The sequence below is a fragment of the Halomarina pelagica genome (assembly GCF_024228315.1).
GTDB lineage: Archaea > Halobacteriota > Halobacteria > Halobacteriales > Haloarculaceae > Halomarina > Halomarina pelagica.
In genome coordinates this window covers 273,238-296,734 of the sequence record NZ_CP100454.1, presented here as the reverse complement: position 1 = coordinate 296,734, position 23,497 = coordinate 273,238, and the positions used below count along the sequence as shown (strand labels likewise).

Annotated in this window: 18 protein-coding genes; 10 read left to right on the top strand and 8 right to left on the bottom strand. The window is 55.7% G+C overall.

What is annotated here, in order from left to right:
- Positions 1-95: 95 nt before the first annotated feature.
- Both xseA and NKI68_RS01510 read left to right on the top strand, forming a co-directional pair.
- Positions 96-1,157 carry an exodeoxyribonuclease VII large subunit gene (xseA, locus tag NKI68_RS01515; RefSeq protein ID WP_254544921.1) on the top strand — a complete coding sequence of 354 codons (1,062 nt, stop codon included), beginning with the start codon at positions 96-98 and terminating at the stop codon, positions 1,155-1,157.
- Complete coding sequence (locus NKI68_RS01510) at positions 1,158-1,343, top strand: exodeoxyribonuclease VII small subunit (protein ID WP_254544920.1); 186 nt, start codon at positions 1,158-1,160, stop codon at positions 1,341-1,343.
- Between the two features lie 95 nt (positions 1,344-1,438).
- On the opposite strand, the gene NKI68_RS01505 is transcribed toward NKI68_RS01510, so the two are convergent.
- Both NKI68_RS01505 and NKI68_RS01500 read right to left on the bottom strand, forming a co-directional pair.
- Positions 1,439-2,416 (bottom strand): IS1595-like element ISHrub1 family transposase, encoded by a 978-nt coding sequence (locus tag NKI68_RS01505; protein WP_254544872.1) that lies wholly within the window; start codon positions 2,414-2,416, stop codon positions 1,439-1,441.
- A gap of 59 nt (positions 2,417-2,475) precedes the next feature.
- Positions 2,476-2,796 (bottom strand): DUF6788 family protein, encoded by a 321-nt coding sequence (locus NKI68_RS01500; RefSeq protein ID WP_254544919.1) that lies wholly within the window; start codon positions 2,794-2,796, stop codon positions 2,476-2,478.
- Between the two features lie 219 nt (positions 2,797-3,015).
- Here NKI68_RS01500 and NKI68_RS01495 point away from each other — a divergent pair, with 219 nt between their 5' ends.
- Together NKI68_RS01495 and NKI68_RS01490 are read left to right on the top strand one after the other, a co-directional pair.
- Positions 3,016-5,598: a PD-(D/E)XK nuclease family protein gene (locus NKI68_RS01495; protein ID WP_254544918.1), complete on the top strand. Its 2,583-nt coding sequence runs from the start codon at positions 3,016-3,018 to the stop codon at positions 5,596-5,598.
- The gene (locus NKI68_RS01490; protein WP_254544917.1) at positions 5,591-8,488 is read left to right on the top strand and encodes a UvrD-helicase domain-containing protein; all 2,898 of its coding nucleotides are present in this window, start codon (positions 5,591-5,593) and stop codon (positions 8,486-8,488) included. The genes NKI68_RS01495 and NKI68_RS01490 overlap by 8 nt, the downstream gene beginning before the upstream one ends.
- 251 nt (positions 8,489-8,739) lie before the next feature.
- Here the strand turns inward: NKI68_RS01490 and NKI68_RS01485 are convergent, their stop codons facing one another.
- On the bottom strand, positions 8,740-9,522 hold the full coding sequence (locus NKI68_RS01485; protein WP_248898257.1) for a DUF8170 family protein: 783 nt from the start codon (positions 9,520-9,522) through the stop codon (positions 8,740-8,742).
- Positions 9,523-9,637: 115 nt separating this feature from the next.
- On the opposite strand from NKI68_RS01485, the gene NKI68_RS01480 reads away from it, so the two are divergent.
- Positions 9,638-10,114 carry an ArsR family transcriptional regulator gene (locus tag NKI68_RS01480; RefSeq protein WP_254544916.1) on the top strand — a complete coding sequence of 159 codons (477 nt, stop codon included), beginning with the start codon at positions 9,638-9,640 and terminating at the stop codon, positions 10,112-10,114.
- Positions 10,115-10,640: 526 nt separating this feature from the next.
- Positions 10,641-12,563: a hypothetical protein gene (locus tag NKI68_RS01475; protein ID WP_254544915.1), complete on the top strand. Its 1,923-nt coding sequence runs from the start codon at positions 10,641-10,643 to the stop codon at positions 12,561-12,563.
- 412 nt (positions 12,564-12,975) lie between these two features.
- Here NKI68_RS01475 and NKI68_RS01470 read toward each other — a convergent pair whose 3' ends face one another.
- Positions 12,976-14,100, bottom strand: a complete 1,125-nt coding sequence (locus NKI68_RS01470) for a tyrosine-type recombinase/integrase (protein ID WP_254544914.1) — start codon at positions 14,098-14,100, stop codon at positions 12,976-12,978.
- A gap of 686 nt (positions 14,101-14,786) precedes the next feature.
- Between NKI68_RS01470 and NKI68_RS01465 the strand changes: the two genes are divergently transcribed.
- Entirely contained in the window at positions 14,787-15,461 is a 675-nt protein-coding gene (locus NKI68_RS01465; protein WP_254544913.1) for a TetR/AcrR family transcriptional regulator, read from the top strand.
- Complete coding sequence (locus NKI68_RS01460) at positions 15,454-18,162, top strand: PEP/pyruvate-binding domain-containing protein (protein WP_254544912.1); 2,709 nt, start codon at positions 15,454-15,456, stop codon at positions 18,160-18,162. Before NKI68_RS01465 ends, NKI68_RS01460 begins: the two co-directional genes overlap by 8 nt.
- A gap of 225 nt (positions 18,163-18,387) precedes the next feature.
- Here the strand turns inward: NKI68_RS01460 and NKI68_RS01455 are convergent, their stop codons facing one another.
- Genes NKI68_RS01455 through NKI68_RS01445 form a run of 3 tightly spaced genes read right to left on the bottom strand, consistent with a single transcriptional unit; the run spans position 18,388 to position 19,453 of the window.
- Entirely contained in the window at positions 18,388-18,624 is a 237-nt protein-coding gene (locus NKI68_RS01455; RefSeq protein ID WP_254544911.1) for a hypothetical protein, read from the bottom strand.
- 2 nt (positions 18,625-18,626) lie between these two features.
- Positions 18,627-19,118 carry an SRPBCC domain-containing protein gene (locus NKI68_RS01450; RefSeq protein WP_254544910.1) on the bottom strand — a complete coding sequence of 164 codons (492 nt, stop codon included), beginning with the start codon at positions 19,116-19,118 and terminating at the stop codon, positions 18,627-18,629.
- Positions 19,115-19,453: an ArsR/SmtB family transcription factor gene (locus tag NKI68_RS01445; protein WP_254544909.1), complete on the bottom strand. Its 339-nt coding sequence runs from the start codon at positions 19,451-19,453 to the stop codon at positions 19,115-19,117. The genes NKI68_RS01450 and NKI68_RS01445 overlap by 4 nt, the downstream gene beginning before the upstream one ends.
- Positions 19,454-19,673: 220 nt before the next feature.
- Between NKI68_RS01445 and NKI68_RS01440 the strand changes: the two genes are divergently transcribed.
- Positions 19,674-20,480, top strand: a complete 807-nt coding sequence (locus NKI68_RS01440) for a DUF1801 domain-containing protein (protein ID WP_254544908.1) — start codon at positions 19,674-19,676, stop codon at positions 20,478-20,480.
- 354 nt (positions 20,481-20,834) lie between these two features.
- Here NKI68_RS01440 and NKI68_RS01435 read toward each other — a convergent pair whose 3' ends face one another.
- Positions 20,835-21,383 (bottom strand): hypothetical protein, encoded by a 549-nt coding sequence (locus NKI68_RS01435; protein WP_254544907.1) that lies wholly within the window; start codon positions 21,381-21,383, stop codon positions 20,835-20,837.
- Between the two features lie 295 nt (positions 21,384-21,678).
- On the opposite strand from NKI68_RS01435, the gene NKI68_RS01430 reads away from it, so the two are divergent.
- A complete protein-coding gene (locus NKI68_RS01430) occupies positions 21,679-23,409 on the top strand; it encodes a transposase (RefSeq protein ID WP_254544906.1) in 1,731 nt (576 codons plus the stop codon).
- The last annotated feature ends 88 nt before the right edge of the window (positions 23,410-23,497 follow it).

Below are 23,497 nucleotides of genomic sequence, written 5' to 3'. Positions count from 1 at the left end.
AACCTTTGTCGGGCAGTTCTACCCGGCAGTACGGTGAATTTCGAGGTAGGATAGGGATTGAAGTGGCTATCCCTGGAATCTCCTCGGTAGAAGATATGGATAGTGGACGACGTGAGACAACAGATGCGAACACCGAATCAATAGCTTCTGGTGGAGGCGACGTTCTCACCGTCCGTCAGCTGAACGAGCGTATCGCTTACTCCATAGAATCTACCGATACGCTTCATGGTGTCCAGTGCATCGGAGAGGTTACGAATCTTAGCCAGAGCCGATCGGCCCTCTACTTCTCACTCACTGATGGCGACTGCGAACTGCCCTGTATGCTCTGGCGGAATCGCTACCAGAACATGAACATTGACCTCGACGATGATATGCAGGTCATCCTCGAGGGCAATATCGATTTCTGGGTAGACGGTGGACGTATCAGTCTGAAGCCCTGGCAAGTCACCGTCGTCGGCGAGGGAGAGCAAGCGGCTGCGCTAGAGCGGTTACATGCAGAACTCGACGATCGAGGATGGTTTGACGAGCAGCACAAGACCGATCCGCCACGATTCCCCGACCGGATCGGCATCGTCACCTCACTCAACGGTGACGCTCGCTACGACATCCAGAACGCAATTCACAGCCGAAATTCGACCGTCGACCTCGTGGTGAAGCACGCGGCCGTGCAGGGAGACCACGCCCCGACGTCCCTCGCGAACAGCATCCACTTCCTCGACCGAAACGATGAGGTGGATACGATCATCGTTGGACGAGGCGGCGGCAGCGATAGCGACCTGATGGCGTTTAACACCGAATCCGTCGCCGAAGCAATCTTTACGGCGCGAACACCGGTCGTTGCCGCCGTCGGACACACCGAAGATCAAACCATCGCCGGTCGCATCGCGGACGTCGACGCGATTACGCCGACCGAAGCTGGGGAATACGCAGTCACCTCACTCGAACAGTTCCGAACGAGTGAGCTGAAAGCGCTCGAAGAGAATCTCGATGCAGCCTATGAAGCACTCGAACGTGAGCACGAACACGAGCAAGAACTCTCTACGGCGGTCGAGGAAGCACAGGCTCATGACGGCGTGCAGACAATCTACTACAAGGTAGCGATCGCCGGATTGCTCATCCTGCTCGGCATCGTCGTGTTCCTCTGGTTGGTGGTCTAAATGGCGAAGGATACCGACATTGCGGACGCCATCGACCACGTCAACGAAATCATCGACCACCTGGAGTCCGACGATCTCTCTCTAGACGAGGGCGAGACCCTCCTCGCGGACGGTCACGAGCGGATTGCTGCACTTCGTGACCGCCTTGACGGTGAGCAGGGCGAGATCATCGAGCTCGACGAGTGATTTGCTCTTGCTTGGAAGCGAGCCAAGGCGAATCGCTCGGATTAACCAACGGTCAGTCGCTTTAGATGGCGAGCGTTGGTTAAGGCGTGACGCTCTTACGCAAAGCTACGGAAACGGTGGAGGGCGAAGCAATCGATGAGTGCGAACAGCGACGCGCCGATCCTGTTCAAGGATCGAACGCAGCCGAAGGTATGAGCGGCCTGTTCCAAGCCTTGCTTGGACAGGCCGCGGAACTTCCGCAGCCACGGATGCAGGAGTGACCACAGGCACTCAACCTGATTAATATGGACGCCGTCCGGCGAAACGTACCGCTCCTTGTGAACGACCGTCCGGTGGTCGTACTCCATCCAGCGATACGCTTGGAGACCGTCGGTCCAGACCTCTCCCAGTGGCTGGGAGAGGTCTTCAGCCTCCTCAATTACCGGTCCAAGATCACCCTCGTAGCGGATTCCTTTCTTCGCGCGAATGACAGTGAGCTCGTCGCGGCAGGCCGCGACGAGCGTCAGTTGGTCACCGTGACGTCCTTGCCATCGAGTGCGTCCAGTTCGAGACGACCCGCCGCGAGCCCGTCCGGGCCGCGGCGGGTCTTGGCCCTTGTATCCTGAGCAGACTTTGCCACTCTCATCGATTTGTAACGGGCCGCTGTGCGGTCGTTTGAGACGGTTCCAGACAATTGGGAAGCCGCGCTCGAGCGCGGCTTCCAGGTCACGAATTGCTGTGTGAATCGTGTTGTACGCGCGGTCAAGCACAATCGCGATTTGATTGATGCTGAGCAGGGTATCTGCATAGAGAATGAACGCGAGAAGGACCTCGCCTGCGGGGAGGTCCTTCTCGCTGAAGGGTGTGCCGTAGGTGTAGGCGGGTTTGAACTGGCAGCTGCGACACCAGACACGATCGGAGTGCTCCCACGTTCTGATCGTCCGATTTCCGCAGCGAGGGCACGGTGTGTGCTCCCAGAGTTGCTTGAGACGCCGCTCGACGAGGGCGTCGAGCGGCTCGGTCCGAAGCTCTAAGATACCGTCGTCGATTAGGTTTCGAAGCATTCCGCCGAAGGCTGGCTGGGTTTTAGACATATCCGCTAGATGTCGGCGGAATGCACTGACTTTTCCGTAGCTTTGCGTAAGAGCGATCTTTACTCGCTCGGATTCACTGGCCCCTTGTATTGAGATTTGATTTTGTCACCCTCTCTCCACTGCCAGTAGTAATACTGATTCCCGTTAATTTCCTTCTCTGTCAGTGTGGCTTTGGTAGGGACTTCTTCAGGTAGGTCCTCAGGGCGTTCTTGAGGTTCGTCGTCATCAGCCTCATCCAACCGTGCCTCTCGCTCTCGATACTCCGCAAGTGCATCAGCATACTTGGCGATAGACCGGAGCGTTTCCGCATTACACTCCTCGAGTGAGGACGCTACTTCTTCGGGAACCTCGGGTGGGGTTGCTGGTTCTGTGTACGACATGGGAGCACTTTAACCAACAGATGGGGCTCTAAAGCTTAATTTTGTTGGTTAAACAGGGGGCCTTCGATTACGACTGTCCTGCGCTTCCCAACCCACCCCTCCGCAAATGAAGGGATTGATGTCTTAGCCGCCGACTTCTTTCTCACCGATACCAAGTGATCGCTATCAAATAGACACTTGGCGATAATTATATGAATTATTGGCTGAGTTGTTGTTACCGTGCCAGTTACGCGGGCGAAACCACTTGACTCCCTCTACGACGAAGTCCGAGACTATGACCTCGTCATCGTTCCTGATGCGCCGCTTGCCAGTGGGCTGAACCGACGTCTTGATCGCGCTCATCTCGGTATATTTGCCATCACGCCGCGCCGACTCGCAGCAGGCCGCCGCGAACGCGCCGAGGACCGGAGTGCCTTTCTCGAACTCGTTACGACCACCGACCTCGAGTGGAAGCAGGCTGCATACGCGATCGGCAACACGCTCCAATGCTGGGAGCACCAGGGACGCGTCGATGCCGTTCTCGACTACGACGCCTACGCCGACACCGCGACGGAAACCACCGTCGAACAGCTCTCAACGCTCGATACGACCTCCCGGCGACTCGACGAGTACCAAATCGACGACAGCAAAGACGTCGCCGTCGTCGGCCACGACCAATTCACGACCCTCGAACGATCGATTCTCCCAACGCAGTACGATACGTTCGATCCATTCACCGATGCCGCATTCGACCGACCGCCGTTCCACATCTTCGATTCAAGTACAGCAATCGTCGACGCTGTGCTCGGCATCGTCTCCGCCGACAATGCGGAGGACGTCGCGGTCGTCGCGGATCGCGGGAGTGAATATGCAACGCTCGTTCCGAGCGCGCTCGAAGCCGCCGATATTCCGTTTATCGGTGGCCCCGGGTTCGCTGACGAACAGCACCACCGTGGATTCGTCCAGTTCCTTCGCGCTGCTACTCGCGGGACGGAGACGCGCGTGAAGACCATTCGTTCTGTTCTCTCCAGCCTCGGGATCGCCGTCGACGTTGAACACGACGACAAGCGGCTACAGGATGTCGACGCTGCCAGTCTGACGTGGTTTCAGGAGTTCAGCGCGGAGATCGGCGAAACAACGTTCGCTGGAGCACTTACTGCATACGAACGACAGGCCGGAATCAGCCTCGATGCGTTCCGACATGAACTCGAGGCGCTCGGGATCGCTACCGACGACGTCACTAGACAGGGCATTGATCGGCTCGAATACTACCTTCAGAGCTACGAGGTCCCCGTCGACCGCGAAGACGAAGGGGTTCTCCTGGCCGACGCAAAGTCAGCAGCCTACGTGGACCGCCCCGTCGTATTCTACCTCGGCCTCGACGAAGCGTGGACTCACTCTCCACCACGTCGTCCGTGGGTCGACCGTGACGCTGAATTCAGTCGGAACCTGACGCAGTTTCAGCTCCTCCTCCAGAACGGCGTCGAACAGTATTACCTCGTTCAGGACACGATCGGCGGCTCACCCGCAACGCCGTGTCTCTACTTCGAGGACCTCCTTGATGACGACTTCGAACGGTTCAGCGATCTCGACACGGTGACTCACGGACGGACCTTCAGTGCGGCCCAGAATGGGTTCGAGAAGGAATCACTCGACGTCTCACCGACGCAAATCGACACTGTCAGCCAGTCCAGTCTGAGTACGTACGTCAACAGCCCGCGTGACTACCTCTTCAGTCGGCTTGTCGATGGCCCCGATAAGGACTACTTCAAGGAGGGGAATCTCTTCCACGACTTCGCCGAGTTCTACGTCAACCACCCCGACCTGATCGACGAGGAGACCATCGAAGACCTTGTAGACGTAATGCTCGAGGAGGCGGGTCCGTTCGTGCGGCGCGTCGACCGTCCAACGCGCCGTACCAAATACCGGGTCGGCCTCGAAACCATCGTCGAGCTGCTCGACGAACGCACCCCGGAGGGTGACGACCTGCTCACTCCGAACAGTGGGTGGGGGCAGAATTTCTTCGCGGCCCATTTTGACAGGGAAGTCGACTCGCCGTTCACGGAGCGCTGGTTCGAGAACGAAGACCTCGGACTGAAAGGCAAGATCGACCTTGTTCATGGACCGACTCACCTCCTCGACTACAAGAGTGGGAGTCGGAAACGGGCGTCTCGCGTCGTCAAGAACTCCGCGCTCGATCCACCGAGCGATACGCCGAACTTCCAGGCACTTCTCTATCTCGCCCACCGTCGGAGCGAGCGCCCAGGCGAGCGCCTACAGTTCACGTTCTTCCACTTTCTCGAGACGCTCGACGACGTCGTCGCCGGCGAGGCGGACTTAGATGAGACGCTGACGACCGTTGAGTATCATCCGACCCAGTTCGAGGAGCACGCCCGGTCGCGAGCGACGTTCGAGAAGCTCCGCGATGACGGGGCGAAGAATTGCCAGAAGACGCTCTCGAAGATTGAGTACACTGATTATCAAGCCGCGTTCGAGTCGGTCCCGCTACCGGCGACACGCGATAGTGACGAACTCATCGACTCCGAGTTCGGGCAGGCGATGCAAACCCGACTCCAGGAGTGTGTCGGCGAGTACAAATACGTCTCGTCGGGCTGTAAACAGCTGCTTCGTCAGCTGGCACGAGTTCGGAGTCAGAACTACTTCGAAGAGGATCTCGACGCCTTCGAGACGTTCGTCACCGAGCGTATGATGGAACTTAACCACCGACGTGCTGGCGAAGAACGCTTCCCTGTGAACGGACTCGCCGGTGAACCGAACTACCGTCGCGTGGACAACCGCGACCTCCTTCTTGACCATGACTGACCCCAACCCTCAACAGCAGGACCTCATCGACAGCACCGACGGCTTATACCTCGTTGACGCCGGCGCAGGCACGGGGAAGACGTTCACCATCACGCGCCGCTATGCGAACATCGTTGACGAGGACGACGTCGCTCCTGAGGACGTGCTGCTGGTGACGTTCACGAACAACGCTGCAGCCGAGATGAAGGACCGGATCGTCGGCCACTGCGAGTACGGAATGCGCGATCTCGCGGACGCGCCGATCCAGACGTTCCATTCGCTCTGCCACGATCTCCTCCAGGAGCACGGCTATGCCGCGCCGACGCACCTCGGGATCGACGACCGCATCACGGGCTCGACACGCATCGTTGAGGACGACCTCGTCGAGGAAGCCCTGTTCGGGGAGTTCATCGACCGGTTCAGCGACGACCACCCCGAGTACGATGACTACTTCCGCATCGTCTCGAAGCCGACTGAACTCCTCGGACTCGTCTCACAACTCGCCTCGAAGGGCGTGTTCCCGACAGCCAACGGCTGGTATCGAAACGGCGAACGGTATCTCGATGGCGACTTTGAGGCGTTCAAATCGCTGTTCGACGAGGTAAATAAGCCACAGAATGGCGGGAGCAAGCAGTCACGGCTTCGCTCGAAGCTCAATCGCTACGGGAAGAACAAGTGCTACCTGCCAGACGCCCCTGAGAAGGCCCAGATTCGCGGGCAGGGCACGAAGAGCGTCCCCGATGCTGTCGCTCGGATGGTGTTCGACGCTGACCGCGAGGGACTCAAGGCATTCGTTCACGACGTCTACTACGAGTATCTCGAATTCGCGCTCGGCCGGAACTACCTCAACTTCGGGTTCCTCCAATTGTTCGCGTTCGTCCTGCTCTGTGAGGATCACGCGCTTCGTGAGTCCATTGCGTTCGACTACGCGATGGTTGACGAGTTCCAGGACTCCAGCGAGATCCAGTTCAAGCTGACGCTGCTACTCGCGGGCACGAACAACCTCTGTGTCGTCGGCGACTGGAAACAGAGCATCTACGGCTTCCAGTACGCCGAAGTCGAGAACATCACTGCCTTCGAGGACCGCCTCAATCGGTTCGTCGACGAACTGAACGCCGACCACGAACGGGTTACCTTCGACACTCGGCCGATTCATACCATCGAGCTTATCGAGAACTACCGCTCCACCCAGGAGATCCTTGACTTCTCGGAGCACGGGCTACTCGTTCCGGCGGCGAACCGGGACAATGTCGATGTCGAGGCCATTCAGGATCGAATCGTCTCACTCTCGACCAACACCGAACACGAGAACACCCAGATCGAAGCGATCACGAGCCCGGAGGAACACGAGTCGGTGGTCGCGAAGATACAGGAGCTAGTGGGCAACGACGCCTACCAGGTTGAGGCCGATGACGGGTCGCTTCGGACGCCCGAGTATCGAGACGTCGCAGTTCTCACGCGAACACGAGAGTTCGGCCGCGACCTGCTGCAGACCGCCGAAGAGTACGGACTGCCGATGGCGTACGAGGGCGGGATCGAGCTGTTCCGCACGCCCCAGGCAAAGTTACTGCTGGCGTGGCTCCGCATCCTCGAATCCGACACCGACCGCGGCTGGGCGGTCGTCCTCGAGGAAGCAGGCTACACACTCGATGAGATCAAGCACGTCCTGGAGACCGAGGCGTATCCCGAGAACATGCGCTCGTTCCGCGAGAAGCTGGCAGAACTGGAGACGCTCGGCGGGGTGGCCGAACGCGTCTTCTCGCGGTACGGGTACGACGGTGCTACAGCCGACGTCGTACTCCACACGATTCAGTCGGTACACACCGCGACGACACTGACTCGGGGAGACCTTATCCGGTTCATCGAGCGCGGCATCGAAGCGGGCAGTACCCACGATGTTCATGCGAACGCCGGTGCAAACTCAGTGACGGTCCAGACCATTCACGCAGCGAAGGGGCTCGAACATCCTATCGTCGTGCTCGCCAACATGAACAGTGGGCGATTCCCGCCATCGGGCGGCGGGAGTGGAACGATTACGTTTCAGGATCCGGTCGGACTCCGACAGCGGAAACGCTACGCCGAGGCTGACGGCCTTCCTCACGTATACGATGACTGGCGGACTGACGTCCTCCGCCGGTGTTTGCCCAGGGAGTACGACGAGGAGCGCCGACTGCTCTACGTGGCGATTACGCGCGCCGAGAGCCACGTGATCTTCTCGGCCGGGGAGGACCCAAACACGTTCCTCGAAGAACTCCCGGTTGAAATCGAAGCGTGGGACACTGAACCCGATGCAGACACCGTCGACGACACCGAGCAGACAGAGTTGCTGATTACGGTACCGACACCGGAGGGACCGGTCGGACACTCACCGCATTCACTGATGCGTGAGGACGTTTTCGAGGACGTCGACGATGGTATGGGGAAGTCGTTCGGCACCGACGTCCACGATTTTGCGGAAGCGTACGCGCGCGGCGATGATGTAGAACTGAATCAGGATGACCCCGGATGGGACGACAAACAGCACGTGATGTCGTTTCTCGATGGCCTGTCGGGCGACCTGCTCGTCGAAGAGGACGCCTACCTTCCGCTGGACGTCGACGGGACTCGCGTGATGATCTCCGGGATTATCGATCTCGTCCACGTTCGAGCTGACCGCATCGAAGTGGTCGACTACAAGACCGACCGTGGTCGGCATGCGGAAGCCGAGTACCGAAAACAACTCAGTGTCTACTATCACGTGCTTCGGGAGCTGTATCCTGAGCGTGAGATTTCGGCGTCGATTCTCTATACAGTCGACGGCGTTCGCGAAGAGATCGACCCCCTCTCGCGAGACGACCTGGTCGACATCGTAAAGTCGGTGTCTGATATGGAATCGCTCCAAGCTCCATCTCCGTTAGGTAGCTCCCGTTAAGCCGAACAGTGGAGCGGAAGTTTCCTCTCAAGTCTCCTGATAACAGGTCACAACTCTGGTTTAATCTTAGAGTTAAGATTAATGGCGGCCCTGGTCCCGATCACAGACAGCGCCGTTTCAATGAGGATCTCTTCAAATTAGTAGAAACTTCGGCATTTCTCTCAGGCAAGAGGACTTTCGATTGGGCACGCTGATGTCGAACAACAACGGAAGACCTTCCCTTAAGATTAGAATTAATATTAAAACTGGATTTATCGTTGTTCCCACCCTGGTCTCGGTGACCCTGGAAGATCATCTGTAGCGCCGAGTAACTCTTCCACAGTCGTCCAGGGATAACATCGTCCGTGGAGTTCGAAGAGACGGAAGTCATTCAGATGCACCCAGCTGTACGACGGAACCTCGATATCGTGTTCCTCAAGCGTGGTTCTCACCGCATCGACCGATATGTCGATCCCAGTGTCGTCCGCTCGTTCGACGAGGGCCTCGAGTTCTGCAGTCTTCGTCTCATCATCGATGCCGGTGGCAGCGCTGATCTGCGCAGCAGCAGCGATTACATCACGTTCGTCGGTGAGGTGGTCCTCCGTTTCCCATTGGTATGCGCGCGGGAAGGCGTACGCCTTCTCGAAGTACTCTGTTTCGCCCAGTTTGCCGAGTTCGTTGATCTCACCGCCCGCATCTTGCTCGAACACAGCAGCCACATAATCACAGAGTGTCGCCGTGATATGGAACTTCACGCGGAACTCCGGAAGTCGGGGGAGGTCGATGTCTGAGAGGTCTCCAATGAGGAAGGCATATGTTCCGTATCGGCGGTTCAGCCGATCACTGACTGCCCGTACGCGTCGGAGATACGGATCGCGGTAGCTTCCGAGGACGAGATACGCGGTTTGATCCCGGTCGTAGATTGCTGGTGTCTCACTGTTTGCCCACGAGAGGATTTGCACGGCCTCCATTGACCCGACGTCGAGCCCGCGTAAGGCCTGCTGCACAGCCTTCATGATCTTGCCCGAGTTCGGGGGCACAGATGGAGCACTCATAAGTGGGAACTATACTGGCTGAGTAAAAGGCGTTTCTAACTAACTCAGTGTTTCGGTGATTCTATTGACTTGTTCAACCCAAACCGTTATGCAGTCGAGCCCACTACTCTACAGTATGAGCGACACGGCCCCGGAAGGGTTCGAGGATCCCTTCGCAGAGCAGCAGCGGATGCGTGAGCTGCTCTCCCAGGAGACGCGCCATCTCATCTTGCAGTTGGTTCTCGGTCATCCAGCACACCTCGCGTCGTTGGCCGAGCTCGACTACATGATTCCGAAGAACGAGGCAGCCATCCTCGACCAGCTCGAGACACTCAAAGAGGCAGGAATCCTCGACGTCTACGTGCACGAACCCAACGTGTCGACGCGAGACCTCCCGTCAAAGTTCTGGGGACCGACCGAGCGCGGGGTTGAGATCCTCTACGAGCATAATTTCCTGCGGGGCGTCCCGATTGCCCGCGCTGTCTACGAGGAGACGAAAAAATCCGAGCGGGTGCAGCGCCACGAGGACGCACCGCGACCGACGCTTCCCGAAGCCGTTAGAGAGGCCCTCGAATTCGACGAACCGAATGTGGAAGCGGCTGAGGCTTCCTAGGGTTCGTCAGGCGGTTTCGAGGAGAGCACTTTCTCGCTGCCTCCAAGTTGGCTGGTACTTTGAACGCCATATCCGTCGCTGCGACTGTTGGAAGCGATGGTTAATGGCTGCGAGCGCCTTTTCATCTGAGTGTATTCATGGTGTCTTCCCCGATGAATGTTCTCTCAGAGCTACCATGGTAGCTCTAAGCTACCGCTATCCTGGCTCCTTGCTGTGAGACCACGAATGGGCTGTGTTGCCCTCAACTCTAATCTTAATATTAACATCTTCTGAGGAACTCATAGGTACAAGTACTGTATTGGGAGTTGGCTCTATTGAAGCTCTCAATAGCTGATACAACCCTCGTGCAAGATACAGAGGTGTATCTTGCAGCGGAGTACCCAGAGTGAGACGGCTGAATTGCTAAGTACAGCGAGACAACTAAACGCGTCTTCCCTTCACTGTACAAGTCAGAGACCCCGCAAGCGAGCGCCTCGAATTATTGCTGAGAGTAGGACTATATGCAGTGAACAACTGAACCAACTTAATGACAGAAGACTCTCTTGACGGCCTGGAATTTTCATCCGGGTCTGAAGAACGTACTGCAGGAGAGTTCATCGACACGATCCACGATGAGGACATCCTCTACTACTACATCCAAGACGCCTACGAGAAAACAAAATCAGGAATACAAATCGACGCGGACGGCAAGGAAGAGAAAATCAATACCCACGCCCAAGTCGAAGTCTTCCAATCCACCATACAGTACGTCGAAGCCTTCGGAATCTACCTACTCTCCTACGTCAAAGGCAAAGAGAACCTCGTCGACCATCTCGTTGAAATCCGACCCAAACACCTCCACCGCTTCTTCGAAAGCCTCCAGGATGGAGAAGAAGACGAATACCTGCAGAACCAGGGAATCGACGAAGACTATGAAGCCGTCCTGGAGTCACTGTTTGGCTACGCCTTCATCGACGAAGTTGGAGAAGAAGTTTCTGAAGAAGAGTTGCGGGAGGCAATCGACCAGTCCATCGAAGTCTTAGACGCCAATATTCGACGCATAGGCGAGTTCTATCTGTACTTCCACGATATCTACAACGCGGTAAAGCACGGGAACAGGGCCTTACCTCAATTGGAGAACGGATTCAAGATCTCCCGGGAAAATGAGAAAGACACGGAACTCGAAGTTGATCTGAACTTCGTACTGTTCTTATGCAGAACCCAGGACTGGAAGCCATTCCTCGCCGGTGTCCCTATCGACTACCTCATTGACCACTCGCTGAAAATAGCTGGGAAGACACACCGAGTGTTCAGCTACCTCAAGAAGGTTTCCCGGGCAGAAACCTCTGGCGAGGAAATCGACCTCTCCTTCTTTCGGTTCGAGGAAGCCGATGATGAGGATGAACAGGAGTGGATTACAGCCACAAGCAAGAGCGGAGTCATCATCCTCCCTAAAATCGAGGAACTGGAAGAACTACAGCAGCCACAGGAAGTGAAATTTCCGGGCAGGATCGAACTAGATCATCGCACCCTCTACATCAAGACCCAATACGATGAGGAAACCTCGGAAGAGTACCCTCTGGAGGTTACAACGCTACAACGCGGAGTCGTCGGTCTTACCCCGCAACCGTTACTCGGTGTTAACTTCAACTTCATCGTCGACGAACTCGACGTCGACCAGTACTTCGAATACCTCAATCTCCAGGAGTTAGAGCTGAACGGCGAAGGAATTGACCGAATTATCATCGTTGACGAACAGGCGAATCAAGAGATCGACACCGGAACCCCAGAGAACTTCGACATCCCGGAGGAACTGGACTACTTCCTGGAGTGGGAGGAGTTGAAACAGCTGTATTGGCTGCAACAGATCAGCGGCGAGCGAATCCCGATTCCTCTGAACGTTGCGAAGGAACAAGGAGACATCATCAACGAGTGCATCGAATCAGACCTGGAACAAGACGATGCTGTAGCCGCTGTAGAAGAGCTGAAAACAGTTGGTGAAAAGAATCACTGGACTACTGTCCATGTCGACTTAGTCACCTTAGACGGCCGCACACTCCAGTCTGAACCTGTCTGCCAGATACAGGGCGAACTAATCCCTGATATCGAGTTTTACGAGGACGAGCACACAGAACAGTTCGAAGAGGAATGGGGTGACCCAGGAAAGGATCTCCAAGTGGTGGCCAGAGGATACGAGGACTTAGTCGAGGCTCTCAGCGATCACTCCTCCAAGGTGGAAGAGATCCTCGAGCAGTTGGATCTCGGAGCGGATGGCCCTACGCCACCGAAACTGGTGTTACACTACGAAATCGGGGAACCAGGATTCTGGTTTACAGAACATACGCTGCGATTCCAATTCCTGACAAATCAAATTCGAATCAACGTCAAGCAAAGCTGTCCTCTCTGCGGCAATACGATAGCGACAGATCTCCGGACTCATCTTGTTGATGACTGCAATCCCTCAATCTAAATCCGCTCTCAATACCTAATCAATACGCGGTATCGTTCGTGTCTCGTTACCGGAGGCAGTCAAAACTCTCTCAAGCAGTTGAATGACACCGAGCAGAAACTCTAGAACTCGCTAAATCGGACTCACAGCGGATGAAGCTGTTCAGTCGGATCACGCTCTCACACAACAGATCAATCTCGAATACACGATACGCGCTCTACGTTCAGCACGACTCCTGAAACCTATCAGACCTCAAGTGCTCAACAAAGCCTGGGAGTTCTCATGCTTCCATCCTAACCAATGATAGCTGAGTCACTACAGCTGATCGGTTGATTCTAGAATTAATCTTAATATTAAGATTAATGAATGGTCAGGGGAGTTCCCCTCTGCTTTAACCAACAGTCTCCATACAATTGGATTAGTGTTGGTTAATTCAGTCCTTGAGGAGATCGTCGACTTGCTTCGCGGTCTCTGCTGCTTGGATATCGGAGTACGATTCGTGGGTTGTCTCGATGCTCGCGTGTCGGAGTGCTGATTGGGCAAGTTCGGCGTGGCCGCTCGCGTAGAGCTCGTGACCAAGCCCTCGACGGGCACCGTGTGGCTTCAGGTAGTCACCGTCGACGTCGAGGTCAGCGTCATCACACAGCCGCTTCATCAGGTTGCGAGCACCGTTCGTCGAGAGCGCTGGTGGGATGATCTCATGTTCTCGGAGCACCGTCTCGATATCGCTGCGCTCGAGAATGGTCTCGATCTCGTCGTCCGAAACTCCCTCGCGGGTCAGCTGCTCGCGAACGGCGCGATATTTCGATGGGATGTGGCCGCTGGGAAAGACCGGCCACTCGTCGGTCGGTGGATCGAGGACCGTCCTGTACCGCTCTAATGCCGTGGCGGCCCGCTCGGGAAGCTGTGCGTACTCGTACTCTCGTGACTTCCCGAGGACGCGGACGGCACCGGAGTCGAGTTGGACGTCTCCCCAGGTGATGCCGTTGCGCTTGTCGTCCGAGGGTTCAGCGAACACCTCCGCGCCGCGAACGCCCGAGAGTCCCAGGAGATAGACGATTGCTCGGTCGCGAAAGGCCCGCTCACGACTCATGTCCGCTTCCTCGTCAAGGGCGTGATCGACACGTTCGTCGACGTAGCGCATGATCGCCCGCCGCTCCTTTTCCCGCCAGAACTGCCGGTCGGCGTCACCGAGATCCTCGGGGAGCTCGTCGGTGGCACGCTTCGCTTTGGCCGGATTCGTATCGAGGAGCTCGTCGGCCACGCAGAACGTGAGGAACGCGCGGACGTACGCGTAGTAGGTGGTCGCGGTACTCGCTTTCAAATCGCCGTCGCGGGCCTGCTTTTTGAGATGACGCGCGTATCGGCGGCAGTCGAGGACGTCCAGGTCCTCGAGGTCCGTCACACCGCGCTCCTCGCGCAGCCAGGTTCGCCACGTCGCGAGGGTCGACGCGAAGTTCTTCCGGGAGTTCCCGGCTTCGACGCTGTCGAGGTACTGCTGGATGGCCGTCTCGACTGGTGTTTTCCTGGGTGTAGCGTCGCCCTCGTCGGGTTCCATGGTTCGTGCTCGACCGACGGCGGCGACCCACGTAAATCTACTGTGTACAACTGGGATAATACACAGTGAATCTGCATTCTCGAATTCTCCCTATATCGAAGGATACACAGGCTATAACGACAACATTCTACTTTATAAATTGTATGTGGCTATACAGAGTTTCAATGCCGGTTAGGCACAGATTCTGCGTTTGAATTTCTACAAATCACCAACTGAATATCAATTCTCCCAGGCTCCGAACTAATTCAGCGCTTTATTCGAGTTAGTCGACACCTCCTCTCAAAAGTAGATCGGGCAAATATCGGGGTCTCAGCCCGTATAGTGAATTGAGCATTCAACAGAGCCTTGCCTATCTCTAGCCGTCTCTGCCTGCATGAATATCTTGAACAAAATATTCATATAATCATACCACGAAGACGAACTCATAGGATACCTGATGGAAGCATTCCGACTGAACCTCTGGACACCAGATGACAGCGAAGGCGAGAATCGCATAAATGCCGGTAGCCAGAACGAAGCCATCGGATACTTCAGCGCAAAGGAGAGGAGAATCCGAATAGGTGTCGTTCGCTGTCGTCGTACGTTTCCTGGTCAGAAGCAGGTAGGAGAGGCCAAGGGAACCAACTACGACAGATACCCCTCGATCGGTAAAACGGACATCGCCATTCATTCAGAGACGAGTGCCTATGCTCGACTTCCCAACCAAACATCCACCACACTACCTATTACCACACATGCCACGCTTCACTGATGCAAAGCGAGAACGGGTTCGCGAAACACTTCACGAGACTGGGCGTGAATTGTTTGGCCGCTATGGACTACGCAAGACCACGCTACAGGAACTCACAGAACCCGCTGAAATCGCTACAGGGACGTTTTATCAATTTTACGACTCGAAAGAAGAGCTCTATATCGAGATTTTGAAAGAGTACAGCAGGGAATTTGGCCCTCGTTTATTGAGGAATTCCTTCGAAGAACACGATGATCCAAAGGACGCGATTGCGGCGTTTCTCAAACTTCTCACCGACGAATTCGAATCAAATTCTCTTATCCACAAGGTCATCGTCGAAGACGAATTCGACCGGATTCAGGCCCAGTACACGGAGCAAAAAGGAGAAGCAGAGCGTGAACACAACGTTGCGTATCTTCTGCCGTATATCGAACAATGGTACGATGACGGGCGGATGTCCGGTCCTGATCCGGAGATAATCGGGCGTGTGATTGAATCAGTAGCATACATCACGCTCCACGAGGACGATATCGGTGAGGAACATTACCCAGCAGTTCGAAACACACTCATCGCCGCCGTTGCAGACGGGCTAACGAACGAACCTGATTCTGCGGGAGACACTCATGAGTGATATTGAAGACGCCCGAGCAGCCGGTACGTACGTCGTCCCGTTCGACGACACTAGGGCAACGAATCGTGCGCTTGTCGGTGGCAAGGGCGCTAACCTCGCTCAACTCGTTGAAGCTGAACTATCGGTGCCTGCGGGCTTCTGTGTGACGACTGTTGCATATGAGGAACTAATCGACGATCCAACCATCAAGAAGGCTATCGACAAGCTCGCAGGAATCGATCCGTCAGACACAGCGGCGATTTCCGATGCGGGAAGCGCATTGCGCGCTCGAATCCAGAACCGCAGTATTCCGGGGGAGATCCGAGACGCAATCAAGACTGCCCTTGGCGAGATTTCGAGCGATCCAGAGCAGGCGTATGCGGTTCGTTCCAGCGCGACAGCCGAAGACCTGCCAGAGGCGTCGTTTGCAGGCCAACAGGAGACGTTTCTTAACGTTCGTGGCACAGATGAGATTATCGCTCGAGTTCGCGCCTGCATGGCGAGTCTGTTCACCGATCGCGCAATCGCGTATCGAGATAGAAACGACGTCGCTCACGAGGAGGTTTCGATTGCGGTTGTCGTCCAGAAGATGGTCATACCCGACGTCTCTGGAATCCTCTTCACCGCCGATCCACAAACGGGCAACCGCCGCATCGCATCTATCGAGGCCGGGATAGGACTTGGAGAGGCGTTGGTGTCTGGGGAGGTGACCGCAGACAACATTCGCGTGGAGACGCGGACTGGTGAAGTGCTCGACTACGAGGTGGGGGATCAACAGAGTGCAGTTCGACCAAGTCCGGAAGGAGGAATCGAGACGGTCGAACTAAACACGACCGAACGCAGCTCGCGTGTGCTCACGATTGAGCAGATTCGGACTCTGGTGGAGTTAGGCGAGGACATCGAAGCGTTGTTGGAAAGTCCTCAGGACATCGAATGGTGTCTGGATGGGGGAGAGTTCTACGTCGTGCAGTCCCGCCCGATCACGTCACTGTTCCCCCTGCCATCGCCTCTGCCGGATGACGATCGCCTACATGTCTACTTCAGTTTAGGGCACGTTCAAGCGTTTGCCGAAGCGATGCCACCGCTAGTCAGAGATGTCTGGATTGAGTTCTGCAACCTCTGGATGGTGGAGTTAGGAATGGATACCACTGCGCAGTGGGCAGTTGAGGCCGGTGGGCGAGTCTATATCGATATGACGCCGTTTTTGAAGATCGGTTTTGTTCGCCGTGGGTTCCCGAAGTGGCTATCAGCGACCAGTGAACCGCTTGGTATTGCCGTCGATGATCTGTTGGCTCGACGTGGTGATGAGTTCCAAGAGAAGTGGACAGCTCGTAAGATTCTCACACTAGTGAATCAAGTCGCTAGCGCGGTTCGGACACAAGCGCGACCGATGATCTCGGCAGTGGTGAGAGGATTCTTCGGAGCGTTCATCGGGGAACCTACCCCGAAGCAAGAGGAAGCTCGGTGGAACACGTGGGGATGGAACGCTGCTGCCCCCGTATGTACCCCCGAAACACCTGCTGAACGCGCTCGTGCTGTCTTTGATAGTGATAATAGCGCACTTACAAACTATCCGCGTCTCGGACCGTTGTATGCTGCCCAGCTAGCAGAAGTCTTGCTCCAGCAGCTCGTCCCAGATGCTCCCGAGGAACTGAACGATGTTGGTAGGGGTTTCCCAGATGAATTAGTGACGCGAATCAATCTTGGTCTAGGGGATCTCGCTGACGTGGCGCGTGACCATCCAGCAGTCGCCCAAGCACTTCGAGAGGGTGCATCGCTCAATGAGATTGAATCCCTCGAGGGAGGCGAGGCGTTCCGTACTGAACTCGACGGCTTTCTCGAGGAGTTCGGCCACCGTGCGACCGGAGAACTCGATATCAGCCGTCCTCGGTGGCGCGATGAACCCTCCGGATTACTCGCGACGGTTCGGGCGAACCTCAAACACGAGCAAGCAGGTGAACACCGTAAGCATCTCCGCCAAATGGAACAGCAGGCATCCGCAGCGGCGATGTCCCTCGAAGAACGGGCCGACCGCGGGGTGTTCGGCCCGCTTCGCAAACGAGTTGTCCGGCGGCTGATTCGAACCTATCGCGGCTACATCCAGACGCGCGAGCATCCGAAACAGGGTCTTGCCCACCTATTTGCGGCGTGGCACGACGCAATCTGCGACGCTGGTGAGTTACTCGTCAACGAAGGGCAGTTGGACGAAATCGATGATGTCTGGTTCCTCCGACGAGAGGAGTTGTTCGCCGCACTGGGGGGCAACCCACCTGAGATCGATATTGCCTCTCGGCGCGCGGAGTTCGAGCGGCACAAAACCGTGGACGCTCCACCTGTGTTAACCAGTGAGGGGGAAGCGCCAAGTAGTCGCATCGAGCGCGAAGACGTTCCCGAGGGGGCACTCGTCGGAACCGGTGTCTCTGGTGGCGTCGTCGAAGGGGTCGCTCGGGTCGTCCGTGATCCATCCGAGGAAACGATTGAGAAGGGTGAAATTCTCATCGCTCCGTCATCCGACCCAGGCTGGACGCCATTATTCCTGAACGCGGCAGGGATGGTCGTGGAGGTCGGCGGCCAAATGAGCCACGGCGCGCTCGTCGCGCGTGAATACGGACTTCCTGCGGTAGTGTCGGTGTCCGAGGCGACCCGCCGCATTAAAACGGGTCAACGAGTACGAATCGATGGGACACAAGGGATCGTCGAGCTCCTCGATGATGATGAGTAACAAATTAGATAATGGAAATGACTTCGCTCAATAGAAGATAACTGATTGAATCCAATTGTTTTTCGGACAAGGAGCGGATAGAACTGTGGACACCGTCAATCCAGCTCAAGCTCCATTGACGAACAGTCTGGGAAGTCACCAGAGCATCCGCGGTTCGTCACGCGCTTTTTCATGTGGTTTTGCTTAACTAGATAGTGCCGCTGATAAAATAAAACCCGAAGAGGTTCAATAGATCGTGCTGAACGATATGAAACCAGCAAAGAAGAATAGAACCATTCCTGCGAACGCGTGCACGGTCGGGGAAAGGTTCATGCCCGTAATCACGACCTCAAAGAGGACGTAGTGGATACCGAGGGCCGCGATTATGGCGACCACGACACACAGGGCGACTCTCCCCCAATCTTGGTCCTCACTCGTCGTGGGTTCTGTGGGTGCTTCTCCACTAGTGGCGTCAGCTGACATGGTCAGTCCTCCACCTGACCGGCGAGTTTCCGGAGGGAGTCTTCCCACGCTTCCGCGACGCCGTATTCCTCGGCGACATCCTCGGAGATACCATCTAACCGGAGGGTGACCTCAGTCCCGTCAGGGACTGCATTCAAGGTGACCGTGACAGTACTAAAATCCTCACCCTCTCCTGACTCTTCAGTCCAGACTATCTTCTCACCGCGTTTCAGTTCCTGGTAGGTGCCTTCGAACGTGTGGGAGTATTGTTCCATCCCTTCGGCCTCGCCGATGTTCTCAACGCGGAAGGAACCGCCTTCTTCGGGCTCGACCTCCTGAACCTCAGCGCGGAATCCTTCCGGGGGCGACCACACCGCGATGTCCTCAGGGGTAAGAAATGCCTCGTACACCCGCTCCGTCGGCGCTTCAATCACGCGATTTACGGTAATGCTCTGCCCCTCGCCAGCCGGGTTCTCTGTCGATGATGCATCGTCTTTGGTGGCGTTGTCTGTCATTGGTCTTCGTTCTCCAGATGGTTGGCCAGCGCAGCTAACCGGTCCTCCCAGAAAACGCGGTACTGTGTAAGCCACCCGAACGCCGCGGAAAGCGGTGCAGCGTCGAGGTGACAGCGGCGAACGAGACCGTCCTTCTCGACGTCGATCAAACCAGCATCCTCCAGCACGCGCAGGTGCTTAGAGACGGCTGGCAGGGAAACGTCGTGAGGCTCGGCCAGGTCGCTCACACTCTCTGGGCCATCAGCCAACTGTTCGAGGATTGACCGACGAATTGGATGAGAGAGTGCCTGGAAAACCGCGTCGAGGTCCAGGTCGTCTGGCTTCTGTTCAACCATCCGGTTAAGTATATGACCCACTACTATTTAACTCTCTAGTTAAATAGTCGTTTAGAGCATTCTGAAGCGGAGAACGACTATCTACCGCCTCGTCACCGGGATCGCTTGCCGATTGAGATCGTGTGAAGCACCGACGCCCTGCCACAACAGAAGGAGTCTGGTTCATCACTCTTCAGAGGACCACGGAATATTGATGATTCAATACTACATTTTGGAGAGTATGAGTGTGTCCAGCCCACTTACGACTCAGCGGGTTTCCGAACTCGTGATGGCCAACCGAGCGATCAGAGCACCCTACTACAGTAAAGACCAGGACGAGGGGGTACGTTTCACGGATCTTGACAAGGGACTCCAGTGGGGTGCCGATGCTATTCCAGCCTTGCTAGGCCTGTTCCGAGTAGAGCAAGACACTCGGGAGGACTACCCCGACGGCTGGGTGGGCTTTGCTCTCCACTGGCGAGGCGGGACATTGCGGCTGGACTTCGACCTGATTTCTGAACCTGAAGCGTCGGACCCGGTCATAGTCGTGACCGCGATAGCAGGCCGAGAGGGGAAGAAAACCATTATGGACGAAAACTTTGGGGAAATCGAACTGCCGGACCAGGTCCCGACGGAGCAGGAATGGAAGGACCGGGAAAAACAGTATCAGAAGGCGCGGCGGAACGATGATACCGATGGATCGGCTGCAGTAAAGGCATATATTGCAGCCTTGCCGGGATGGAAGCGTGAGATCGCAACACAATTTGACGAGATCATCCAACGCGAAGTCCCTAATATGCGCCGCGCGGTGAAGTATCACCAACCGTTCTATGGGGTCAAGGATCAAGGTTGGTTCGCGTCATTCAGCGCGTTCTCGAAACACGTGAAACTGACATTTGTGTGTGAATCGTACCTTAAGCCAGAGCCGCCCAGCGGGACAGCTCCGGAGCGACAGGCTCTAGATATAAAGGAGACAGACACACTGGACGAGAAGCAAGTCGCTTCTTGGATCCGGCAAGCCGTAGACAATCCAGGAATGAACTGGTGAGGAAGCCCGCACGTGTGTGGGGCCGTAAGGCAATCACGGATCCCACCCATGAGTGTGCGTGATTACTGTTAGGTTGTCCACAGCGATCGAGAGATAGAAATTATTGTCTATTGAAGGTTTCAATAAAGACATTTGAGAATCTTCTCCCTATACCATATGACTAAGTCTTGATTTTTAAGAAGAAGTTCATCTCCTAATAAACTATTTAAAGTATAGGTCATCTCGTGCCTCATGAGCCATGAGACGGTGGAGAGTGCGTTTGGAGTGCTTCTACTCTGAACCGTCAGCTGGAACATTTCCATTTGTGACTGAGGATTTCACAAGAAATAGCCGAGTCGCTTTAGATCGTTTGACTCAGTTGCTGTCCTCGCTTGTTCCATCGGCGTCATCAAGTTCTTCAATTGGCTTGAGATTCGCTTCCATACGTTCGTGTTTGGCTTCACGAAGCTTCTTTTCTGACGCCATCTTCGGCACTAAATACGCCCCTTCAGGAAGGTCAACCTCCTGATCCTCCACGAGTTCCGAATCGGCGACCATCTTGCGGAGCTCCATATCTCGATTAATCTTCCCAACCATCCGCTCGAACGCCGTATCACGCTCGTGGCGACGCCGCCGGAGCTCCCGCACTTTCCGTTCGAACTCTGTCTGCTCTGCCCAATCATAGATACGATGTCCAAGAATCGTGAGTGCATACCGCTTCTCTGTTCCATGCTCGGTCGGTCTATGGCTAACCTTGAACACTTCGCGCTCAACGCCTTCTGAGAGTCGTGAAGACACCGTCGATCCACTTACCGCAACCGCGTCAACGAGCGCTTTGAATGTCGCTGTTCCCGTCCCGATTTCCGTAATGAGTTCCGCCGCGCCCTTTTTCCGAAGAAAGGCCTCAAGTTCGTCCAAGCCCATCGTACACCCTGTTCTCCCCACATCAGTATAAACCCAACCGAAATTTGATTCGAACTAATTTTGACCTATATCGAATTGTGGCTACGACCGATTCTCTAAGTACAGTGCTCATACCCCTTGATATGTTCCTCACTGCAAGCTTAGAGCAGATCATCGACGACAATGCTCAACTATCTTTTTACTCTACTCTATACTGTTCTTCGCTCCTACTCAGCAGATACGTCTATACAGAATCACTCCAGTATTGGATCGACCACAACTCAGAAGCAGAGTGGTTCGCCCTGGAGGTGGCTCAATGCCGACTGACCCGTCGGCTGTCGCTGACTCAATCATTGTCCACGCGGAGACCCTCTGTGAGCGTGAAGACCACCTCTGGGACGTCATTCGCCAGCTATCAATTCCCGTCGACAATCTCAAAGATACCCGCGATCAGAACCGCGTGACCTTTGGAACTGACGAGATGTTCCGCACGCTCTTGTTCAAGGGGATTCGCGGCATCTCCCAGAACGAATTAGCGCAACGACTTGGGCGGGAGCCGAGCTTAGTCAAGAGCTTCCACCTCGATATCACCGATCTCTCGAATACGCCGACCCAGCAACAGCTCTCGTACACGCACGCACAGTTCAGCGAGGACACCCAGGAAACCCTCAATCGGACGGTTGCTGGCGTCCGGCAGGTGGCTCTAGATAACGGTGTTCTCACAGAGGGATTGGTTCCAGCAGTCCCAACAGACGTTGAGGATGAGTCACCGAGCACAAACGAGTACAAGAAAGAGAAAGCCCAGAAGACACTAACTCTTGCTCGCAAACACGTCATCCCCGAATTCGACACCCACCGAGCGGCCCACAAGACGTACTCCGACGAGGTAATGCTGGATATGTTCGCAAGTATCTGCGCGAACAAGGGCAGTGCCCACTCGGAGGCTGAGTACGGTTGGCTCACTGATGATGACTTGATTTGTGACGACTCGACGTTCCTACGCGCAATCAAGAAGATCGCCACGCCGAAGGAGTCCGACGGGCAGCTCACATTCGAGGATTTCGAGGATGACGATTCGATGCCCGGGATCGACCAGATTCGGGACGCGATTATGACAGCGTTCAACGCTGCCACGGAGAACATCATCAATTCGATCCGTGGCGACGATCCTTTCGACTCACGCGAAACCGTCGCAGCGATCGACATCACCCACGAGCAGTTCCACGTCTGGCCCTGGGAGGACAAGGAAGCGGGCATCGCAAAGCCAGACTATCCGAAGATGGTGAGCGGGTACAAGAAAGACGGTGAGTATAAACGCGGCTTCAAGTACGCCACTATCACGCTGGTTGGCGACCACGCACCGATCGTTCTCGGTATTGAGCCAGTGAAAGAGGATTCTGCGTGGGAGCCCGACGACTCGCCATCGTACTCGAAGGCTGACCTAGTGAGTCGACTGTTGGACCGCGCTGAGCAGTTCGTCGACCTGGATACGGTGATGTTCGACCGTGGATTCTACGTCAATCGCGTGTACGCAGATGTTCACGAGCGCGGACTCACATACCTCTCGCCGGTTCCGACGTATAAGAATGATTTAGCAGCGATCCAGAATATTCAGGAGCATCCGACAGCGGACGAAGCTGTCAAGCACGATGTCCCGTTCGGAATCGACGGCGAAATTCACCATAAGGCAGAGTTCCTCTATGCCCCGAGTACGAGCGACGATGCCGATGGAAAGTACGCGGTGTTCGTAACGAACCAAGATTGCGTCGAACCCGAAGAGATCTCGAGTGTCGTGAACGGGTACAGTCGGCGGTGGGACATCGAGAACCAGTACAAGTCGATCAAGGATTTCATGCCACAGACGTCGTCGACGGACTACCGACTTCGCCTGTGCAACTTCGTGCTGTCGACGCTGATCTATAATCTGTGGCGGCTCACAGATTATCTGATCAAGGTCGCGCTCGACGAGCCGATTCGGTCGCCGCCAGTGATCACGGCGAAGACGTTCGTGCGAGCGTTGGGCGACTTCCTACGGGAGTTCGGGTAACGCTTTTCTCACTCCGGGTTCACCAATTCGGTAGCGGTTGCTCTGTCGATTTTCGCGGATTTTTGAACTAGTTGTCACATATGTGAAT

Bases quoted from the DNA above. Each gene is read 5' to 3' on its own strand.
- NKI68_RS01460 (WP_254544912.1), top strand. From the start codon at position 15,454: ATGAGTGATATTGAAGACGCCCGAGCAGCCGGTACGTACGTCGTCCCG.
- NKI68_RS01480 (WP_254544916.1), top strand. From the start codon at position 9,638: ATGAGCGACACGGCCCCGGAAGGGTTCGAGGATCCCTTCGCAGAGCAG.
- NKI68_RS01450 (WP_254544910.1), bottom strand. From the start codon at position 19,118: ATGACAGACAACGCCACCAAAGACGATGCATCATCGACAGAGAACCCG.
- NKI68_RS01430 (WP_254544906.1), top strand. From the start codon at position 21,679: ATGCCGACTGACCCGTCGGCTGTCGCTGACTCAATCATTGTCCACGCG.
- xseA (WP_254544921.1), top strand. From the start codon at position 96: ATGGATAGTGGACGACGTGAGACAACAGATGCGAACACCGAATCAATA.
- NKI68_RS01475 (WP_254544915.1), top strand. From the start codon at position 10,641: ATGACAGAAGACTCTCTTGACGGCCTGGAATTTTCATCCGGGTCTGAA.
- NKI68_RS01470 (WP_254544914.1), bottom strand. From the start codon at position 14,100: ATGGAACCCGACGAGGGCGACGCTACACCCAGGAAAACACCAGTCGAG.
- NKI68_RS01435 (WP_254544907.1), bottom strand. From the start codon at position 21,383: ATGGGCTTGGACGAACTTGAGGCCTTTCTTCGGAAAAAGGGCGCGGCG.
- NKI68_RS01455 (WP_254544911.1), bottom strand. From the start codon at position 18,624: ATGTCAGCTGACGCCACTAGTGGAGAAGCACCCACAGAACCCACGACG.
- NKI68_RS01510 (WP_254544920.1), top strand. From the start codon at position 1,158: ATGGCGAAGGATACCGACATTGCGGACGCCATCGACCACGTCAACGAA.
- NKI68_RS01485 (WP_248898257.1), bottom strand. From the start codon at position 9,522: ATGAGTGCTCCATCTGTGCCCCCGAACTCGGGCAAGATCATGAAGGCT.
- NKI68_RS01505 (WP_254544872.1), bottom strand. From the start codon at position 2,416: ATGTCTAAAACCCAGCCAGCCTTCGGCGGAATGCTTCGAAACCTAATC.
- NKI68_RS01440 (WP_254544908.1), top strand. From the start codon at position 19,674: ATGAGTGTGTCCAGCCCACTTACGACTCAGCGGGTTTCCGAACTCGTG.
- NKI68_RS01445 (WP_254544909.1), bottom strand. From the start codon at position 19,453: ATGGTTGAACAGAAGCCAGACGACCTGGACCTCGACGCGGTTTTCCAG.
- NKI68_RS01500 (WP_254544919.1), bottom strand. From the start codon at position 2,796: ATGTCGTACACAGAACCAGCAACCCCACCCGAGGTTCCCGAAGAAGTA.
- NKI68_RS01490 (WP_254544917.1), top strand. From the start codon at position 5,591: ATGACTGACCCCAACCCTCAACAGCAGGACCTCATCGACAGCACCGAC.
- NKI68_RS01465 (WP_254544913.1), top strand. From the start codon at position 14,787: ATGCTCGACTTCCCAACCAAACATCCACCACACTACCTATTACCACAC.